Genomic DNA, 14,930 nt, shown 5'->3' on the forward strand with positions numbered 1-14,930 from the left:
TAAACTTAAATGATTAAAAAATCAGTACAACAGGATGATTATTGCCTTACAAGCACTTTAATCATTTTTTTGGAGATAAACCCCATAGAGGTTCTTCATATACTGTTTTTGACATCAATTAAGAAAAAAGCCAACACTGGTTAATTAAAATGAAGCAATCTTTCAAGATAGTTTTTTTCTTCTTCTGAAAGATGCTCTTTACCAAGACGTTTGCGAATTTCATCCAAAATCTGCCGCGTACGCATTTGATCACTTTCTTGTGGTAGTGCCTCGCCTTCTTGTTCTTCATCTGTTGTTGAAGAAAGTGGACGTCCTAACGGATCTTTAGGACCAAAATCAGCATTTTGATCATCTCCCGTTTCTTTAAGTGTTTCGCGCATTTTTTTCAAAACATTTTGTGCACCTTGCCTCAAAGATTCCAAAGCATCAGACTGATTTTGTATAGATACCTGATGATTTCCATTATCAAGAGCATTTTCCGCAGAATTCATTTTTTCTTCTGCCCTTTTCAACGCCCCCCCTGTTTCAAATCCTTGTTCTGATAATTCTTTTTCTAATGTTGATAATTCAGATTGCAATTCAGCTTGACGTTTTTTTAAAGATTTTTTTTGTGTTTCCGGTACATTTTCTCCGCGTTTTTGTTCCATCTCTAACTGATGTGTTTCATTGAGAATTTCTTGCTGACGACGCATTAAATCTCCAAGCTGGTCCATCTTTTCTTTCATTTGTGCAGATTGGCTTTTTTCTCCCTCATTTTGATTGCCTTTTTGCACATGCAAATGATCAAGCGTCTGTTCAACTTCCGCCAAGAGTTGTTCAGCTGCTAAAGAAGAGCCCGTTTTAGCCATTTCCTCAATTAAATTTAGCTTTTCTTGTAATGTAGATTCAGAAAGATTAGGACTTTTTGAGCTTTTAGAAACTTGACTATCCGGTGCTTTTTCAGCCAAAGCACGAATATACTCATCCATAGCTTGACGTAAATCTGCCATAAGCCGTTCAATTTCTGCCGCTGAAGCACCGTAACGCAATGCATCACGTAAAGCAGCTTGTGCTTGTTTTAACTTTTTTTGCACGGATTCAAGCTGATTATCTTCAATACCCAAAGCAATTTGCCATAAATAATCCACCACATCGCGCAAATCCTCGTCTGTTTGTGCTAAAGAAAGTCTTGTCCACGCACTTTGTAGAACAATAAAATGCGATGCATTTTGCAACCCCTTTTCTGGACGTACAAGCAAAGCAGAAAGCATATCAAGTACCCGCTCTCGCGCTAAAGGATTAAGAGCTAATAAACGACGCAGTTCAACCACTGCGCGTGCAACAGGATTCGAAAAAACACGCTGTGGTAATATCATAACAAAAGTTTTGCTACGCCCTTTCTGCCCCGCACCATCTTCTGCCACCAAAGTAATTTTGACTTGCGAACCCGCCCATGGATGCGCTGATATATCCTGCACCATTCGCATTTTCCCCTTTCCACCACGCGGAAGAAGAAGCTCTATTTCCGGAGCATTATAAAGAGAAGAAGCACTTTTATTCTGAGGAAGAAAAGGCTCTATTTCAACAAAAGCCTTTGTCACACCATAATCATCATCCACCACATATCGTAACTCCAATGATCCCGTTAAAATCCTCCCTGGTTTTTCCAACCAATGAATTGTTGGAAGCGTGTCCTTAATTATCTGCAAATGCCATTGCTGTTTTTTACGATGTGATGATACAAATAAATTTATTGGATGCTTTAAATGTGTTTCAAAATGAACAATTGGATCATTCAAAGCTGTTTGTTCCGTTTTCTCTGAAAACGAAACTTCCCTCCCATCTTCTACAGACTTTGCTTTTACTGTAATGCCAGCCCCATTGACAACACGCACAACAACATTACTCCCTTCAGGGATTTCTAGTTGTGTTTTCTCATCTTTTGTCAAATAAATCGGTGCCACACCGGTATAAGCAGGTGGTGTTACCCAAGCATCAATCCGCATGAGTTTTTCATCAACGATAGGACGAAAATCAAAGGCATCAGCCAAACGCCCCCCTTGTGAACCAAAAGAAAAACTAAAAGCGCACACAAAAAGAAGAGCACACAAAGCCCTCAAAGCCAAAGGATCATAATCCGCATTATTAAGAGAGATAAATCCAGTTTTTAAATGGTATAATTGCTTTGCCATTCGGCGTTGATGTTCACGCCAAATAACAGCACTAAAATCTTCATCATTTTCAGAACATAAACGATCTGTCTGAATATTCAAAGGCTGGTGTCTAAGATCATTGACGCGTTCAAGGCGGCAATTTACTTCCCGCATTGTGGGAAACCGAAAACGAATAAGAAAAAATAAACTCGCCCCAGCACAAATAAGTATAACCCCAAGTAAGAGCAAATGTGACCAATAGCCCCAAATACCAAAAAGTCCCAACCAGCTAAACGAACAAAAGAGACTAAGAACGAGGAAAAATGGCAACAACCGTACCCACATCCGTTCAAATGAAAGGATCCCCCACATCAAAATGCGCACACACAAAAGCTTCATTGCAAAACCTTTGATGTTTTTATTTTTCATAAACAAGCATTTATCCCCTTTTATCGTGGTGCATTAAGATCATAAACCCCATACAAAACAATTTCTAGAAAATAAATTGTTTCATCAAAGTTTAGTAAAAATAAGACCCAAAATATTTAATAATGCTCAATCTAATTTGGGCTCAATCCAATCTGGAATATGATCACAGCCTATCAATTGTGCATAATCAAGGCGTGGACGAATGACTGCATAACGCGTATCCTGAACCAGAACTTCCGGCACCAAAAGTCGACTATTATAAGTGCTTGCCATCACTGCGCCATAAGCCCCTGCTCCTGTTAACATCAAAACATCACCCGCTTTCAACACTGGTAAAGAACGTTCCAAGCCTAAATAATCACCAGTTTCACAAATAGGACCGACAATATCAGCATTAATCAGAGGGGCATCTACTGGTGTTTTTTTCACTGGCATTACATTTTGCCACGCATCATAAAGCGTTGGACGCATGAAATCATTCATCGCCGCATCAACAATAACAAAATTTCGTCCTTCCCCCTTTTTTAAATACACAACCGATGTTACCAATACACCGGCTTCACCAACAATACTACGCCCAGGTTCTAGGATAATATTGATCCCTAAAGGCGCAATATGTTTCTTTACCAGTGCTGCATACTCAAAAGGAGAAGGTACTGGATGCTGCTCATAACCATAAGGAATACCAAGCCCACCCCCAATATCGATATGGGTTATCGCATAACCATTATTCCATAATTGACGCACAAAATCTGCAACAATAACAAATGCATCTTCAAACGGTTTTAAATCACAAATTTGACTGCCAATATGGAGATCAACACCACACACATGAAGACCGGGCAATTGGGCTGCTTTTTTATATGCATCACCCGCCAAAGACAGTGGAATACCAAATTTATTCTCAGACTTACCTGTTGTAATTTTCTTGTGAGTCTTAGCATCCACATCAGGATTAATGCGTAAAGAAATACGAGCCGTTTTTGAAAGCGCAGCAGCCCGCGCCGATAATTGTTCAAGTTCTGGCTCTGATTCAACGTTAAAACAATAAATATCTTGTGCAAGAGCAAAATCTATTTCTCTCACTGTTTTACCAACACCAGAATAAACAATATTCTGCGCAGGAATACCAACAGCAAGTGCACGCCGTAATTCCCCTTCTGAGACCACATCAGCTCCCGCTCCATTGTTAGCTAAAAGTTGTAAAACTGCTTGATTGGAATTCGCTTTAACCGCATAAGCAATTAAACTCGGCATATCATGAAATGCATTCTGATAATCTTTAAAATGTGCAACGATTGCGCTAGCTGAATAACAATAAAAAGGTGTTCTAACTTCCCGCGCAAGTTCCAAAAGAGAAAGACCTTCAGCGTGAAGCACACCCTGATGATAAGAAAAAAAACGCATAAAAATTCCTATTGTATTAACCGATCAAGAATAAAAGGTTTATCTGTTTTGCCTTGAGAAACAAAAGTTCCTTGTGAAGAATTCACTCCTGTTGAAGGAGGTAACTCTAATGACCCTTTACGCCCACACCCAACAATACCCAAGCCCCCCAAAAGGACAATCACCAACCCCTTTAATATAATTTTCATTTGTCCTCTTTCCTCATCTCGATCTCTTTGTTACCTTTAAAATACAATCACTCAAGCGCTCACGAGACGCTTTTTCCAATACGCAATTTGCCGAAGAACCTCTGAAGGCGCTGTTCCCCCAAAGCTTTTACGACTTTCAACAGATTTTTCAACGGTCAAAACATCAAAAAGTGTCGCATTGATATCAGGACAAATTGCTTGAAGTTCATCTAATGATAAATCATGAAGGCGACACTGTTTTTTTTCTGCCAATGCCACAGCACACCCTGTGATGTGATGTGCTTTGCGAAAAGGAATCCCTAAATTGCGTACAAGCCAATCCGCAAAATCTGTAGCTGTTGCATACCCTAAATCCGCTGCTTGTTTCATGGCTTTTTTACTCACTTTCAAATCAGCAATCATCCCTGTCATTGCTGCTAGTGATAATTCCAAACTCAAAGCCCCATCAAACACATATTCCTTATCTTCTTGCATATCCTTTGAATAAGCAAGCGGTAATCCTTTCATCACCGTTAACAATCCCATAAGTGCACCATTCAATCGACCTGCTTTCGCTCGTACTAACTCTGCCGCATCAGGATTTCTCTTTTGTGGCATAATGGAAGACCCTGTTGAAAAAGCATCTGATAAATGAATAAAACAAAACTGTGCACTTGACCAAAGGACAATTTCTTCCGCCAATCGCGAAAGATGTGTTGCACAAAGAGCGCCAGCGCTTAAAAATTCCAATGCAAAGTCACGATCTGAAACACTATCAATTGAATTGCGTGTAGGTTCCCGAAAGCCTAGCGCTTTTGCTGTCATAAAACGGTCAATTGGAAAGCCTGTCCCCGCTAAAGCAGCCGCCCCTAAAGGCGATTCATTCATTCGCTCAACAGCATCACGCATCCGCGATAAATCTCGACCAAACATTTCAACATAAGCCATCATATAATGACCCAATGTTACGGGTTGAGCCAATTGTAAATGCGTAAAGCCTGGCATAAAGGTATCAACATGTTGTTCTGCGCGAATAAGTAATTGCTCTATCAATCCTTTTAAAGCTTGTGCTATCTTTTGCGTTGCTTCACGTACCCACAAGCGAAAATCAACAGCAACTTGATCATTGCGTGAACGCGCCGTATGCAAACGCCCAGCTACAGGACCTATCAATTCGCTCAGCCGCGCTTCAATATTCATATGAATATCTTCAAGCTTTCGTGAAAAAACAAATTTACCGTCTTCAATTTCTTGGCGAATAAGTTTCAAACCATGAACAATTTTTTCATAATCTGATTGTGAAATGATTTTCGTTTGCGCTAACATAGCTGCATGAGAAAGAGAACCTTCAATATCTTGTCGATAAAGTTTTTGATCAAAATCAATAGAGGCATTAATTTCTTCCATAATTGCAGCAGGACCTGCCGCAAACCGACCACCCCACATTTGGTTCTTTAACTTCTCATCTGTCATATTCTGAAAACACCCATCCAAAGGACAAAATTATGATTTTTCAAATTTTCATCAGCGAAAAAAACAATAAAAAAAGGCAACTCTCCCTTGCATTCTTTATCATTGCACTGAGTTTATACGCAACCATAAACTACGATACCAAAAGAGAGTTTTTTCTTTTCAATTTCATTTCAGCAGCACAAGCACAAGAAATAAACATTAATAAAGCACGAGCAGAAAAAATTATGGCGATACGAAAAGCAGCAAAAGGCTTTTTTAGCCACATACGATTTGCTGATACGCTCTCAGATATGAACAAACTCTCTTTCAAGGATATTCAAGGAAAAGAGCGCACACTCAGCGAATTTACCGGAAAACCAATGCTGGTCAATCTATGGGCTATTTGGTGTGCACCTTGCCGCACAGAAATGCCTGAACTTGCGCAATTAAAACGTGAATTAGGTGGAGAAAACTTTGATGTCATAGCTATAAATATCGATAAAACTGCTTCTCCTGAAAAAATTCAGCAATTTTTACAGAATATTCATTCAGATAATTTGCTTTACTATCGCGATGAAACAATGGATATTTTCAACAATGTTAGAAAACAGGGGCTCGCTTTAGGACTCCCCATTACATTGCTCATTGATAAAGAGGGATATCTCATTGCTTCCTTCAATGGTGCAGCTCCATGGGCCAATGACGATGCCAAAGCACTTATAAAAGCAGTCATTAAAGAAGCCCTATAACTTTAATAACCGCGTCTTTTTAAACGTTGTATAACAAGATCCAGTGCTGACAAAAAAGCAGAACGGTCTTTACGAGAAAAAGGACGGGGACCACCTATTATACTGCCCTGTCCACGCAAATCTTCCATCAAATTGCGCATCGCCAAAGCCTGACCAATTGAATTTACATCAAAAATACGCCCCGTTGGCGAAAGACAAAAACCCCCAGCTTGCACAACCCGCGCTGCTAAAGGAATATCACTGGTAATAACGATACTTGCCTCATGCACATGTTCTACGATCCAATCATCAGCACCATTGAATTCACCAGCAACGACCACTCTTTCAATGAGTGCTTCATCTGGAAGGGACAAAGAACGATTTGCCACAACAAATGTCTTAAGCTGATAACGATTCATCACACGATAAACTTCATCTTTTACAGGACAAGCATCTGCATCAATCAACAAAGTGATAGCAGGCTTTATTGGGATAATCATACCTTGGCTTTCAAGCAATAATAAGCTCTTTCATTTATCTGAATGTTGCAAATCCTTGCGATAAAACATTATCGCCGCGTTTATTTCTCCTCCCAAAATAAAAATTGCACTCAATATGTACAGAAAAATAATAGCAACCATAATAGATGCCAACCCTGCATAGGTAGAAATATAATCAAACATCGTTAAATATTGCGCAAAAGCGATAGAAGCCATAAACCATATAAACATTGTCACCACTATTCCTGGTAAAATATCTATAATTTTCCGCCGCCCTGCTGGAAGCCATTTATGAACAATCAAAAGACTGATAAACAAAATAACGATTGCAACTGTATAACGCCATACACGAATAACAGCAATATATTCAGTCATAAAAAAAGAATGATTTTGCATAATTTTGATCAACAAAGGCGCCAGAATCAATAAAAAACTAATCACAACAAGACCAACAGCTCCAAGGATTACAAAAAACAGACTTTGAAAACGACAAAATAACAAACTCCGTCGATCAGTAACACGGTAAGCTTTATTTAAAGCCGTACGCAAAGCCTCTATCCCATTAGAAGCAAAATAAGCCGCTCCAATGACAGAAAGCGTCAACACACCTCCTCGATGAATGGTTAAAACATTAACAATTTCCTGAGATAAAGGCTCTGCAATAACATCAGGCAATAACTGCACCAGTGCTTTAATTTTTTGCGGTGTATAAGTAAAAGCACCTAGAAAACGAGCAAAAGATGTTCCAAAAATAAAAAAAGGGAAAAATGCTAAAAGCCCCGATAGCGCAACATGGCTTGCAAAAGCACTCCCATTATCACGCCAATAATGACTTACTGCGTCACACAAAATACGATAGCTATACCAAAAGATATTTTTTAACAAAACTCAATACTTTCTGGTAAAACTCTTCCTCAGTCTATTTCAAGTTTTATAAAAATCATCAAAACTCTGCAAATAAACATTTTGCAATGTTGCAATATAACGGTCAATAATCAATACGGTCAAGCCCGACTTTATACCAAAACAAAAACCTCTTGTTTTTACTCACCCTTTTTTAGAAACATTCTGACGCCCAAAATCAGGAGCATCAATTTCCTGTCCAGCATCAATAATATTGCGGCGTACAGCACGCGTACGTGTAAAAAAGTTAAACAGTGTCTCACCATCTCCTAAATGAATTGCCCGTTCTAAAAAAGCAAGCCCCTCACTAAAACGGCTCAACATTTCTAAAATAGCATCCTTATTATGCAAACAAATATCTCGCCACATAACGGGATCAGAAGATGCTAAACGCGTAAAATCACGAAAACCGGAAGCGGAATAAGCAATCACTTCCGAATTTGTTACTTTTTCTAAATCACTCGCTGTCCCAACAGTATTATACGCAATCAAATGGGGTAAATGTGAAACAATAGCCAAAACAAGATCATGATGCTTAGGTTCCATCTTTTCGACACGCGCACCACAAGCTTCCCAAAACGCTGTTAATTGTGCGACAGCAGCAGCATCGCTATCCGCAAAAGGCGTTAAAATACACCAACGATTCATAAATAAATCAGCAAAACCAGCATCCGGTCCTGAATATTCCGTTCCAGCAATTGGATGCCCTGGAATAAAATGAACCGTTTTTGGCAATAAAGGTGCCATTTCCGCAATAACCAACGCTTTCGTAGAACCAACATCACTCACAATCGCTCCAAGTTTTAAATGATCACGAATGGTTTTTGCCACTTCTGCACTAGCCCCAACAGGAACAGAAAGAATAACCAAATCTGCTCCTTCAACAGCTTTTGCATTATCTGTCGTATAAAAGTCCCCAAGCTCCAATTCTCGCGCTCTTTTCAGGGTTTCTGGACGACGTGTTGCAATAGAAATCTGAGCCGCAAGATTTTTCTTTTTAATCACTCTTGCTAAAGAAGACCCAATCAGACCGATCCCAATGAGTGCTATTTTTTCAAACTGAGTATGGAGCATCTTTCACCTTCAAAGATTCTTTGCAAATGGCAATAAAGACTAATTGTAAAATCACAATTTTCTTGTTTGTTTGTTCAAGAGTTATGCGTAAAACATTAAAAAATGACAACTAGGGAATAAAGAATAACGCAGTTTACCAATTATCACCTGCGCAAGCTGACAACAGATCACTTTACCTAGAAAACACATAAAAAATAAATGACGAGAAATCTAACATCACGCTCTAAAACTCCCTCTTAATTACTGATCAAAGCGCATCACCGAAACAAAATAAAATGCACTCTCAATTAGGATAACAACGACTCTACATAAAATCCCATCAGTTTACTTTATCTTACTAATTTACTCACAAAAAAACACATCAAAAGCGTAAGCAGATACTAACTCTTCTCCAATTATCCCGATACGTTCATTAATTTGTACATTAGACCTATATAAAACGTATTGCGCCTCCACCTACAACATCAACATAAGTTTCGCGAATATTGAAAACACCGTAAAACAACGCATACCAAAAGATACCATTAAAAACATTTTCCTCTCCCGATTCCGGATACCGTAAATCAAATAAATATGAGAAAAACACGCCCTCTCAATAAAGAAAAAGTTTGATAAAAAAAACACCGAATATCCCTTTAATGGAATCACACCCCTCACGTAAAACAGAACGCCCTCAACAGAATAAATTTGGATTACAAATTCATGGGTTTGTTTTAAAAGACATCTCGCTCCCTAGCCTATCTCACGACAGTGTTCGTAAATGTTATAACTATAAATCTATTAAGCACGACCCTCTTCACACTTAAATAAAACACTATCATTATATTTTCCTACCCCCAATGTTGCAAAAAACCTTGGAATTTGAGAGCATTCATAAGAGGCATTTTTAGTGCTTTCTTGTACAGTTTTTATCTACACGCCCCCCACTTATGACGTGCAAAAGACATTGTTCTGATTGATTTAATATGAAAAATAATAAATTATTAATAATAAACAATGACTAGCTCTGTTTATGAGACACATTCATTGCTAAGATAATCATCTCTGTATCAAACATAAAAGTTTCCCCATAGGTGCTGTGGTTTTCATCATAATCTATTTTGACTTTCTTCTCATCCCATGAAGATTCTTAATTCATACCGATCTGCAAACAATTCATTTTCTTGTCTAAAAGATTCCTCTGGCTCACTATTGTAAATGATTCAATTAATCTATAATACATTGATTTATAAAAATAATACTTTTTTTCAATTTGAATCATAACTTCGAATACTGTAAAATTCTTCCATCACAAACCCTCTTATCAATTAAAATCTCTTGGCTACACGTCACAAGAAGACATGTGAGAAAAAATGATGAAAAACGCTCTCTAATGCTAAAAACTGTAGTAACATTAGAGGCTAGCAAAGTATATAATGAGTGTCGACTTGCGCTTTTATTAAGCATAAAGATAGAGTTGCTCTATGGGTTTTATATTCTTCACAAGGAACTTTACTTCTACACCATTCATAAACACCGCCGCGAAATAGATATGACGCGCATTGAAAAATATTTCTAAGAAAGCGTATGAATCTACCATACAAGTGTCTTCTGTTGTTTGAGATACTCTGTTTTACATGGGGGTGTTACTCCATTAAGACTCTATGAACCAACCTAATATTCACCAAATACCCACACAAAAAAACATCGAACACATAAAATTTGATATGGGCCTCGTATCACTACCCTAAAAACAGTATTTTACGATACAACAAAATAATAAAACTGTTTCAAAATGGCCTTTTGAAAATAAACTATTTCTTTTGAAGAAAAATTTCTATCAAGCTTTCAAGCTCCTAAAATGCATCCTCAAAAATACAAGTTCCATCAACCTCTACTTGATAGCATAACAGTTTTAATTACTGAAAATACCTCTGTGGTATACCAAAAATAAAAAATCATTATATTTCTAGGCTGTTAAGCTGCCATCTGGCGTCGTGCAATAATTGTAAGCCCTAACAAAACTTGACGAATGATAGCTTCGCCCAAAAGTGGATTTTTACGACTGTCTAAAACAGCACTCTGAATTCTTTCCATTGCATAAGAAATTTGTTCTAACTTCCAATATTTTAAAGCTTGTTCAACGATCTTTTTCCGTTGAAAAAAAATGGGAGGGCGTGCCTGAGAAACCACCGTAAAAGGTGAATTTCCTTCAACCTCTACCTGATAACGCAATAGCTGTAATTGCTGAAAATGCCTTTGAGCTGTACTCAAAATTAAAAAAAGTGCCCCCTGCACTGCTGCATGTCGGTTAAAATGCGCTTCAAAGCCTGATATATCGCCCAATAAAAGAGCATCAATGACTTCATCTTGAGAAAGAGCACTGACATCGCTTACAACAGCTTTCACATCTTCAAGAGTAATATGAACATTTGCAGCGTAAAGACAAAGCTTTTCTAATTCACCTCGTGATACAAGGCGATCCGCCCCTAAACATTCATGCAACCATCTACGTGCATCTAAAGAAAGAGTCTTCTTAAACTGTCCTAAAACCTCATCAATCAAACCGTCAAGAGACCGCATATCATCGGCAAAACAGGGTAAAGCCATCGCTTTTGATGCTGTTTCAACAGCATTGCGCAACCCTGTTCCTTTTTTTAAATCCCCTGCCTCAATGAGAATAAAACAAGCTTCTGGTGGTTTCTCAATTAAAAGTTTTAAGGCAGCAAGAAAACCTTTTTGGTTAGCAGCATTAGAGATCCATATCAAACGATCTCCCCCAAAAAGCGATAACGTACGCGCTTCATTTTCTAAACGTGCAGGATCTTTATCAATTTCAGCAGCATCCAAACGAATTGTCGAAAATGGATCTTCTATTGCTACCCGTGTAAGTTTTGCAAAACATTGTGCACGCTCACAAATAAGACCACGATCTGGCCCATAAATGAGAACAATAGGAAAAGCACGTGAAAAACGCATTAGAAACTGATCAACTTCATGTGCTTTTTTCTGAGCCACACTATTAATCCATTAACAGTTCATCATCATCAAGAACTTCCCCGCGAACTTTCTGAAACATGCCAATTAAATCATTGACATCCAAGCCCTTACGCTCTTCATGACAGACATCCAAAATCACTTTTCCACCATGCAACATCAAGGTACGATCGCCATAATCAAGAGCCTGACGCATAGAATGAGTCACCATGATAGTCGTTAATTTTTTCTCTTCAACGATTTTTTCAGTCAACCGCATCACAAAATCAGCCATTCCAGGATCAAGCGCTGAGGTATGTTCATCAAGCAATAAAACATCCGCATGTGCTAATGTTGCCATCACAAGACAAACTGCTTGGCGTTGCCCACCTGATAAACTATCCATAGGATTATGAATATATGCTTCAAGACCAATGCCTAATTGAGCAATTTTCTCTCGAAAAAATTGCCGTTTCTCATGATTTAAAGCCGCACGCAAACCACGACGACTTCCTCGAAGAGCAGCAAGAGCCAAATTTTCTTCAATTGTTAAAGAACCACAACTTCCCTCTAACGAATCTTGAAAAACACAAGCAATCTTTCCAGCGCGTTCACTGACTGATTGCCTAGAAACATTTTGCCCATTGATAACCACTTTCCCTGTTGAAGGAAGCGTAGCACCCGCTAAAACACTGAGCAAAGTTGATTTACCAGCACCATTTGAACCAATAACCGTAACAAAACTACCCTGATCAATTTTCAGGTTAATATCAATTAAAGCCTGTTTTTCCAAAGGTGTTTGCGGTTTAAATGTGACCCCAACATGAAAAAACTCAATCACGTTTATGCCTCCTCCAATAGCGTGGCACAATAAGGGTTAAAACAACCAACAGCGAAGTAATCAACTGAAGATCTGTCGACGTATCAATGCCAATGCCATTTGCTTCAAATGCAAATTGCACCGCCACACGATAAAGCACAGACCCTACAATACAGCTGATTATAATCCAAAAAATATTGCGCGTACGAAAGAGAGTTTCACCGATAATCACGGCTGCCAATCCAAAAACAATTGTTCCAATTCCACCGGTAATATCTGTTGCAATCGCAGTTTGAATATAAAGAGAACCACCAAGTGCCACACACGCATTGGAAAGCCCCATTCCAAAATATATCAATGCTGATGTATGGACACCTTGCGCCGTCGCCATGCGTGGATTAGCGCCCATTGCACGCATAGCAAGACCAATTTCACTTTCCAAAAAGCGCCAAATCAAAAACGCCATAACGAGCAACACAATACCAACGAAAAGAGGACGCACAAAAATATCAGACAAACCAAACAGATTATAAAAGGGGGTTAACGCCGTATCAGCAAGTGCTAAATTAACATTAGACCCTCCCATAATTCCCATAATACGAAGATTAACCGTATAGAGTGCTGACATTGTTAAAATAGAAGCTAAAAGATTCAAAATGCCAAAACGCAAATTCAATAGAGCTGTTAATAAACCAGCCACCATACCTGCACAAAAAGCGCATGCCATAGCTGTCCATGCATTGAAACCCAAGAGAATCAAAACACCACAGACACAGGAACCAAGAAGAAACGATCCATCAACTGTTAAATCAGGAAAATCTAAAACCCGAAATGAAAGATAAACCCCTATAGCAACAAACGCATAAATAAGGCCTAATTCCACAGCACCAGAAAACGCAAATATATTCATGTAAAGACAATCCCCATGAAAACTTAACGTATTTTTATTGTATCAACACTCTATCAATAAAAGTTATTGAATCACTTTTGTTGCACGGTCAATAACTGCCTGCGGAATAACAATCCCTGCTTTTTGGGCTGCTTTCAAATCAATTCGAATGTCATTATTAGCCGCCTGCACAACATCAATATCACCAGGCTTTTCACCCTTTAGAATACGCACAACCAATTTCCCAGCATCAACCCCTACATCATAGAAATTCACACCTTGCGTCATAAAAGGCCCGCGCCCGATAGTATTCGCATCAACAGTAAATACAGGCATATTGGCTTCCTCTGAGACCTTTATTGCACCTTCTAAAACAGATAAAATCGTATTATCAGCAGGAACAAAAATAATATCGACCTTACCGATTAAAGCGCGTGTTGCTGCCTGAACATCTGAAGGCTTTGGTGCCGATGAGGGAATAATTTCAATTCCAGCTTTTTTTGCTACATCCTTTAACGTTTTAAGTGTCGAAACAGAATTTGCCTCAGAAGCATTATAAAGATAACCAATTTTTTTCAAATCTGGTTTTACTTCTTGTAAAAGTCTAACACTTTCTGCAACATCTATACGATCAGAACTCCCCGTCATATTACCGCCAGGTTTGGTAAGTGAAGAAACGATTTTAGCTCCGATAGGATCAGAAATTGCTGCAAAGACGATAGGAATTGTTTTTGTTGCCGCAAGCATCGTTTGTGCTGAAGGCGTGGTAATTGCTACAATAACATCGGGTTTATCACCAACAAATTTACGCGCAATTTGCGTTGCTGTTGAAATATTACCCTGCGCTGATAAAAAGGTAAGTTGAAAATTTTCACCTTGCTTATAACCATTTGCTGCAAGCACATCTTCCACACCTTTACGAACAGCATCCGCAGCAGGATGGACCATAATTTGCGTTATTGCAACTTTAACGTGTTTAACTTGGTCATCGGCCTTTGCAACACTGTTCATCATAAAAACAGTTGCAATGATAATCCCTAATATATTTATTCTCTTCAACATTATATTCCACCCCTCTCCATGCAAAAATTAAAAAAGGAATAATTTATTACTGAAGAATTTTCTAAAATCAATCTTTATTTCATTTTATCGAAACATGGACAAAATAAATCAAACTAAAATGATATTTTTTTGTTGCAATTCGTAGAAGCCTACGCCATACAGGCAAGACATATATCGAATCGGTAAGCGGGTGTAGCTCAGGGGTAGAGCACAACCTTGCCAAGGTTGGGGTCGTGGGTTCGAATCCCATCGCCCGCTCCATTGAATTTTGTATTTATTCGTTCTTGTATGGATGTAGCTTGCCTGTAGCTTGCCTGTAGCTTGCCAGCGGTGTAGCTTGCCAGCGGGTTTTGTATAATTTGCCACTAGGTTTTGTACCAATTTATTTTTTTTCAAAGAGTTTTTAAGGGGT

The 14,930-nt window shown here is 38.6% G+C and carries 12 protein-coding genes and 1 tRNA gene; 2 read left to right on the forward strand and 11 right to left on the reverse strand.

Annotation, left to right across the window (positions count from 1 at the left end; translation table 11 throughout):
* Window positions 1-140 precede the first annotated feature (140 nt).
* The 4 genes from ACFIK4_RS04715 to argH all read right to left on the reverse strand — a co-directional run bounded on the left by ACFIK4_RS04715 (window position 141) and on the right by argH (window position 5,608).
* Window positions 141-2,561, reverse strand: coding sequence for a TIGR02302 family protein (locus ACFIK4_RS04715; protein WP_375675190.1), 2,421 nt, complete (start codon window positions 2,559-2,561; stop codon window positions 141-143).
* A gap of 126 nt (window positions 2,562-2,687) precedes the next feature.
* Window positions 2,688-3,968 carry a diaminopimelate decarboxylase gene (lysA, locus tag ACFIK4_RS04720; protein ID WP_375633602.1) on the reverse strand — a complete coding sequence of 427 codons (1,281 nt, stop codon included), beginning with the start codon at window positions 3,966-3,968 and terminating at the stop codon, window positions 2,688-2,690.
* A gap of 8 nt (window positions 3,969-3,976) precedes the next feature.
* Complete coding sequence (locus tag ACFIK4_RS04725) at window positions 3,977-4,156, reverse strand: LPS translocon maturation chaperone LptM (protein WP_375618333.1); 180 nt, start codon at window positions 4,154-4,156, stop codon at window positions 3,977-3,979.
* Window positions 4,157-4,207: 51 nt separating this feature from the next.
* Window positions 4,208-5,608 carry an argininosuccinate lyase gene (argH, locus tag ACFIK4_RS04730; protein WP_375675193.1) on the reverse strand — a complete coding sequence of 467 codons (1,401 nt, stop codon included), beginning with the start codon at window positions 5,606-5,608 and terminating at the stop codon, window positions 4,208-4,210.
* A gap of 32 nt (window positions 5,609-5,640) precedes the next feature.
* On the opposite strand from argH, the gene ACFIK4_RS04735 reads away from it, so the two are divergent.
* Window positions 5,641-6,336, forward strand: a complete 696-nt coding sequence (locus ACFIK4_RS04735) for a TlpA disulfide reductase family protein (protein WP_375675195.1) — start codon at window positions 5,641-5,643, stop codon at window positions 6,334-6,336.
* Window positions 6,337-6,338: 2 nt separating this feature from the next.
* Here the strand turns inward: ACFIK4_RS04735 and ACFIK4_RS04740 are convergent, their stop codons facing one another.
* The 7 genes from ACFIK4_RS04740 to ACFIK4_RS04770 form a co-directional block, all read right to left on the reverse strand.
* The gene (locus ACFIK4_RS04740; protein ID WP_375612882.1) at window positions 6,339-6,815 is read right to left on the reverse strand and encodes a YaiI/YqxD family protein; all 477 of its coding nucleotides are present in this window, start codon (window positions 6,813-6,815) and stop codon (window positions 6,339-6,341) included.
* Between the two features lie 30 nt (window positions 6,816-6,845).
* Window positions 6,846-7,700, reverse strand: coding sequence for a YihY/virulence factor BrkB family protein (locus ACFIK4_RS04745; protein ID WP_375612736.1), 855 nt, complete (start codon window positions 7,698-7,700; stop codon window positions 6,846-6,848).
* A 162-nt stretch (window positions 7,701-7,862) separates the two neighbouring features.
* Entirely contained in the window at window positions 7,863-8,792 is a 930-nt protein-coding gene (locus ACFIK4_RS04750) for a prephenate/arogenate dehydrogenase family protein (protein WP_375612737.1), read from the reverse strand.
* Window positions 8,793-10,748: 1,956 nt separating this feature from the next.
* Window positions 10,749-11,789, reverse strand: coding sequence for a DNA polymerase III subunit delta (holA, locus tag ACFIK4_RS04755; protein ID WP_375648870.1), 1,041 nt, complete (start codon window positions 11,787-11,789; stop codon window positions 10,749-10,751).
* A gap of 4 nt (window positions 11,790-11,793) precedes the next feature.
* Window positions 11,794-12,588 carry an ABC transporter ATP-binding protein gene (locus ACFIK4_RS04760; RefSeq protein ID WP_375618340.1) on the reverse strand — a complete coding sequence of 265 codons (795 nt, stop codon included), beginning with the start codon at window positions 12,586-12,588 and terminating at the stop codon, window positions 11,794-11,796.
* Window positions 12,581-13,477: an ABC transporter permease gene (locus ACFIK4_RS04765; RefSeq protein WP_375639923.1), complete on the reverse strand. Its 897-nt coding sequence runs from the start codon at window positions 13,475-13,477 to the stop codon at window positions 12,581-12,583. The genes ACFIK4_RS04760 and ACFIK4_RS04765 overlap by 8 nt, the downstream gene beginning before the upstream one ends.
* Before the next feature lie 63 nt (window positions 13,478-13,540).
* Window positions 13,541-14,518, reverse strand: a complete 978-nt coding sequence (locus tag ACFIK4_RS04770; protein WP_273790096.1) for an ABC transporter substrate-binding protein — start codon at window positions 14,516-14,518, stop codon at window positions 13,541-13,543.
* Window positions 14,519-14,704: 186 nt separating this feature from the next.
* Here ACFIK4_RS04770 and ACFIK4_RS04775 point away from each other — a divergent pair.
* Window positions 14,705-14,779, forward strand: a tRNA-Gly gene (locus tag ACFIK4_RS04775).
* The last annotated feature ends 151 nt before the right edge of the window (window positions 14,780-14,930 follow it).

Source organism: Bartonella sp. AP9QHHD (assembly GCF_042195625.1).
GTDB lineage: Bacteria > Pseudomonadota > Alphaproteobacteria > Rhizobiales > Rhizobiaceae > Bartonella.

Bases quoted from the DNA above. Each gene is read 5' to 3' on its own strand.
- ACFIK4_RS04750 (WP_375612737.1), bottom strand. From the start codon at position 8,792: ATGCTCCATACTCAGTTTGAAAAAATAGCACTCATTGGGATCGGTCTG.
- ACFIK4_RS04735 (WP_375675195.1), top strand. From the start codon at position 5,641: ATGATTTTTCAAATTTTCATCAGCGAAAAAAACAATAAAAAAAGGCAA.
- ACFIK4_RS04715 (WP_375675190.1), bottom strand. From the start codon at position 2,561: ATGAAAAATAAAAACATCAAAGGTTTTGCAATGAAGCTTTTGTGTGTG.
- ACFIK4_RS04725 (WP_375618333.1), bottom strand. From the start codon at position 4,156: ATGAAAATTATATTAAAGGGGTTGGTGATTGTCCTTTTGGGGGGCTTG.
- argH (WP_375675193.1), bottom strand. From the start codon at position 5,608: ATGACAGATGAGAAGTTAAAGAACCAAATGTGGGGTGGTCGGTTTGCG.
- ACFIK4_RS04770 (WP_273790096.1), bottom strand. From the start codon at position 14,518: ATGTTGAAGAGAATAAATATATTAGGGATTATCATTGCAACTGTTTTT.
- ACFIK4_RS04765 (WP_375639923.1), bottom strand. From the start codon at position 13,477: ATGAATATATTTGCGTTTTCTGGTGCTGTGGAATTAGGCCTTATTTAT.
- ACFIK4_RS04740 (WP_375612882.1), bottom strand. From the start codon at position 6,815: ATGATTATCCCAATAAAGCCTGCTATCACTTTGTTGATTGATGCAGAT.
- lysA (WP_375633602.1), bottom strand. From the start codon at position 3,968: ATGCGTTTTTTTTCTTATCATCAGGGTGTGCTTCACGCTGAAGGTCTT.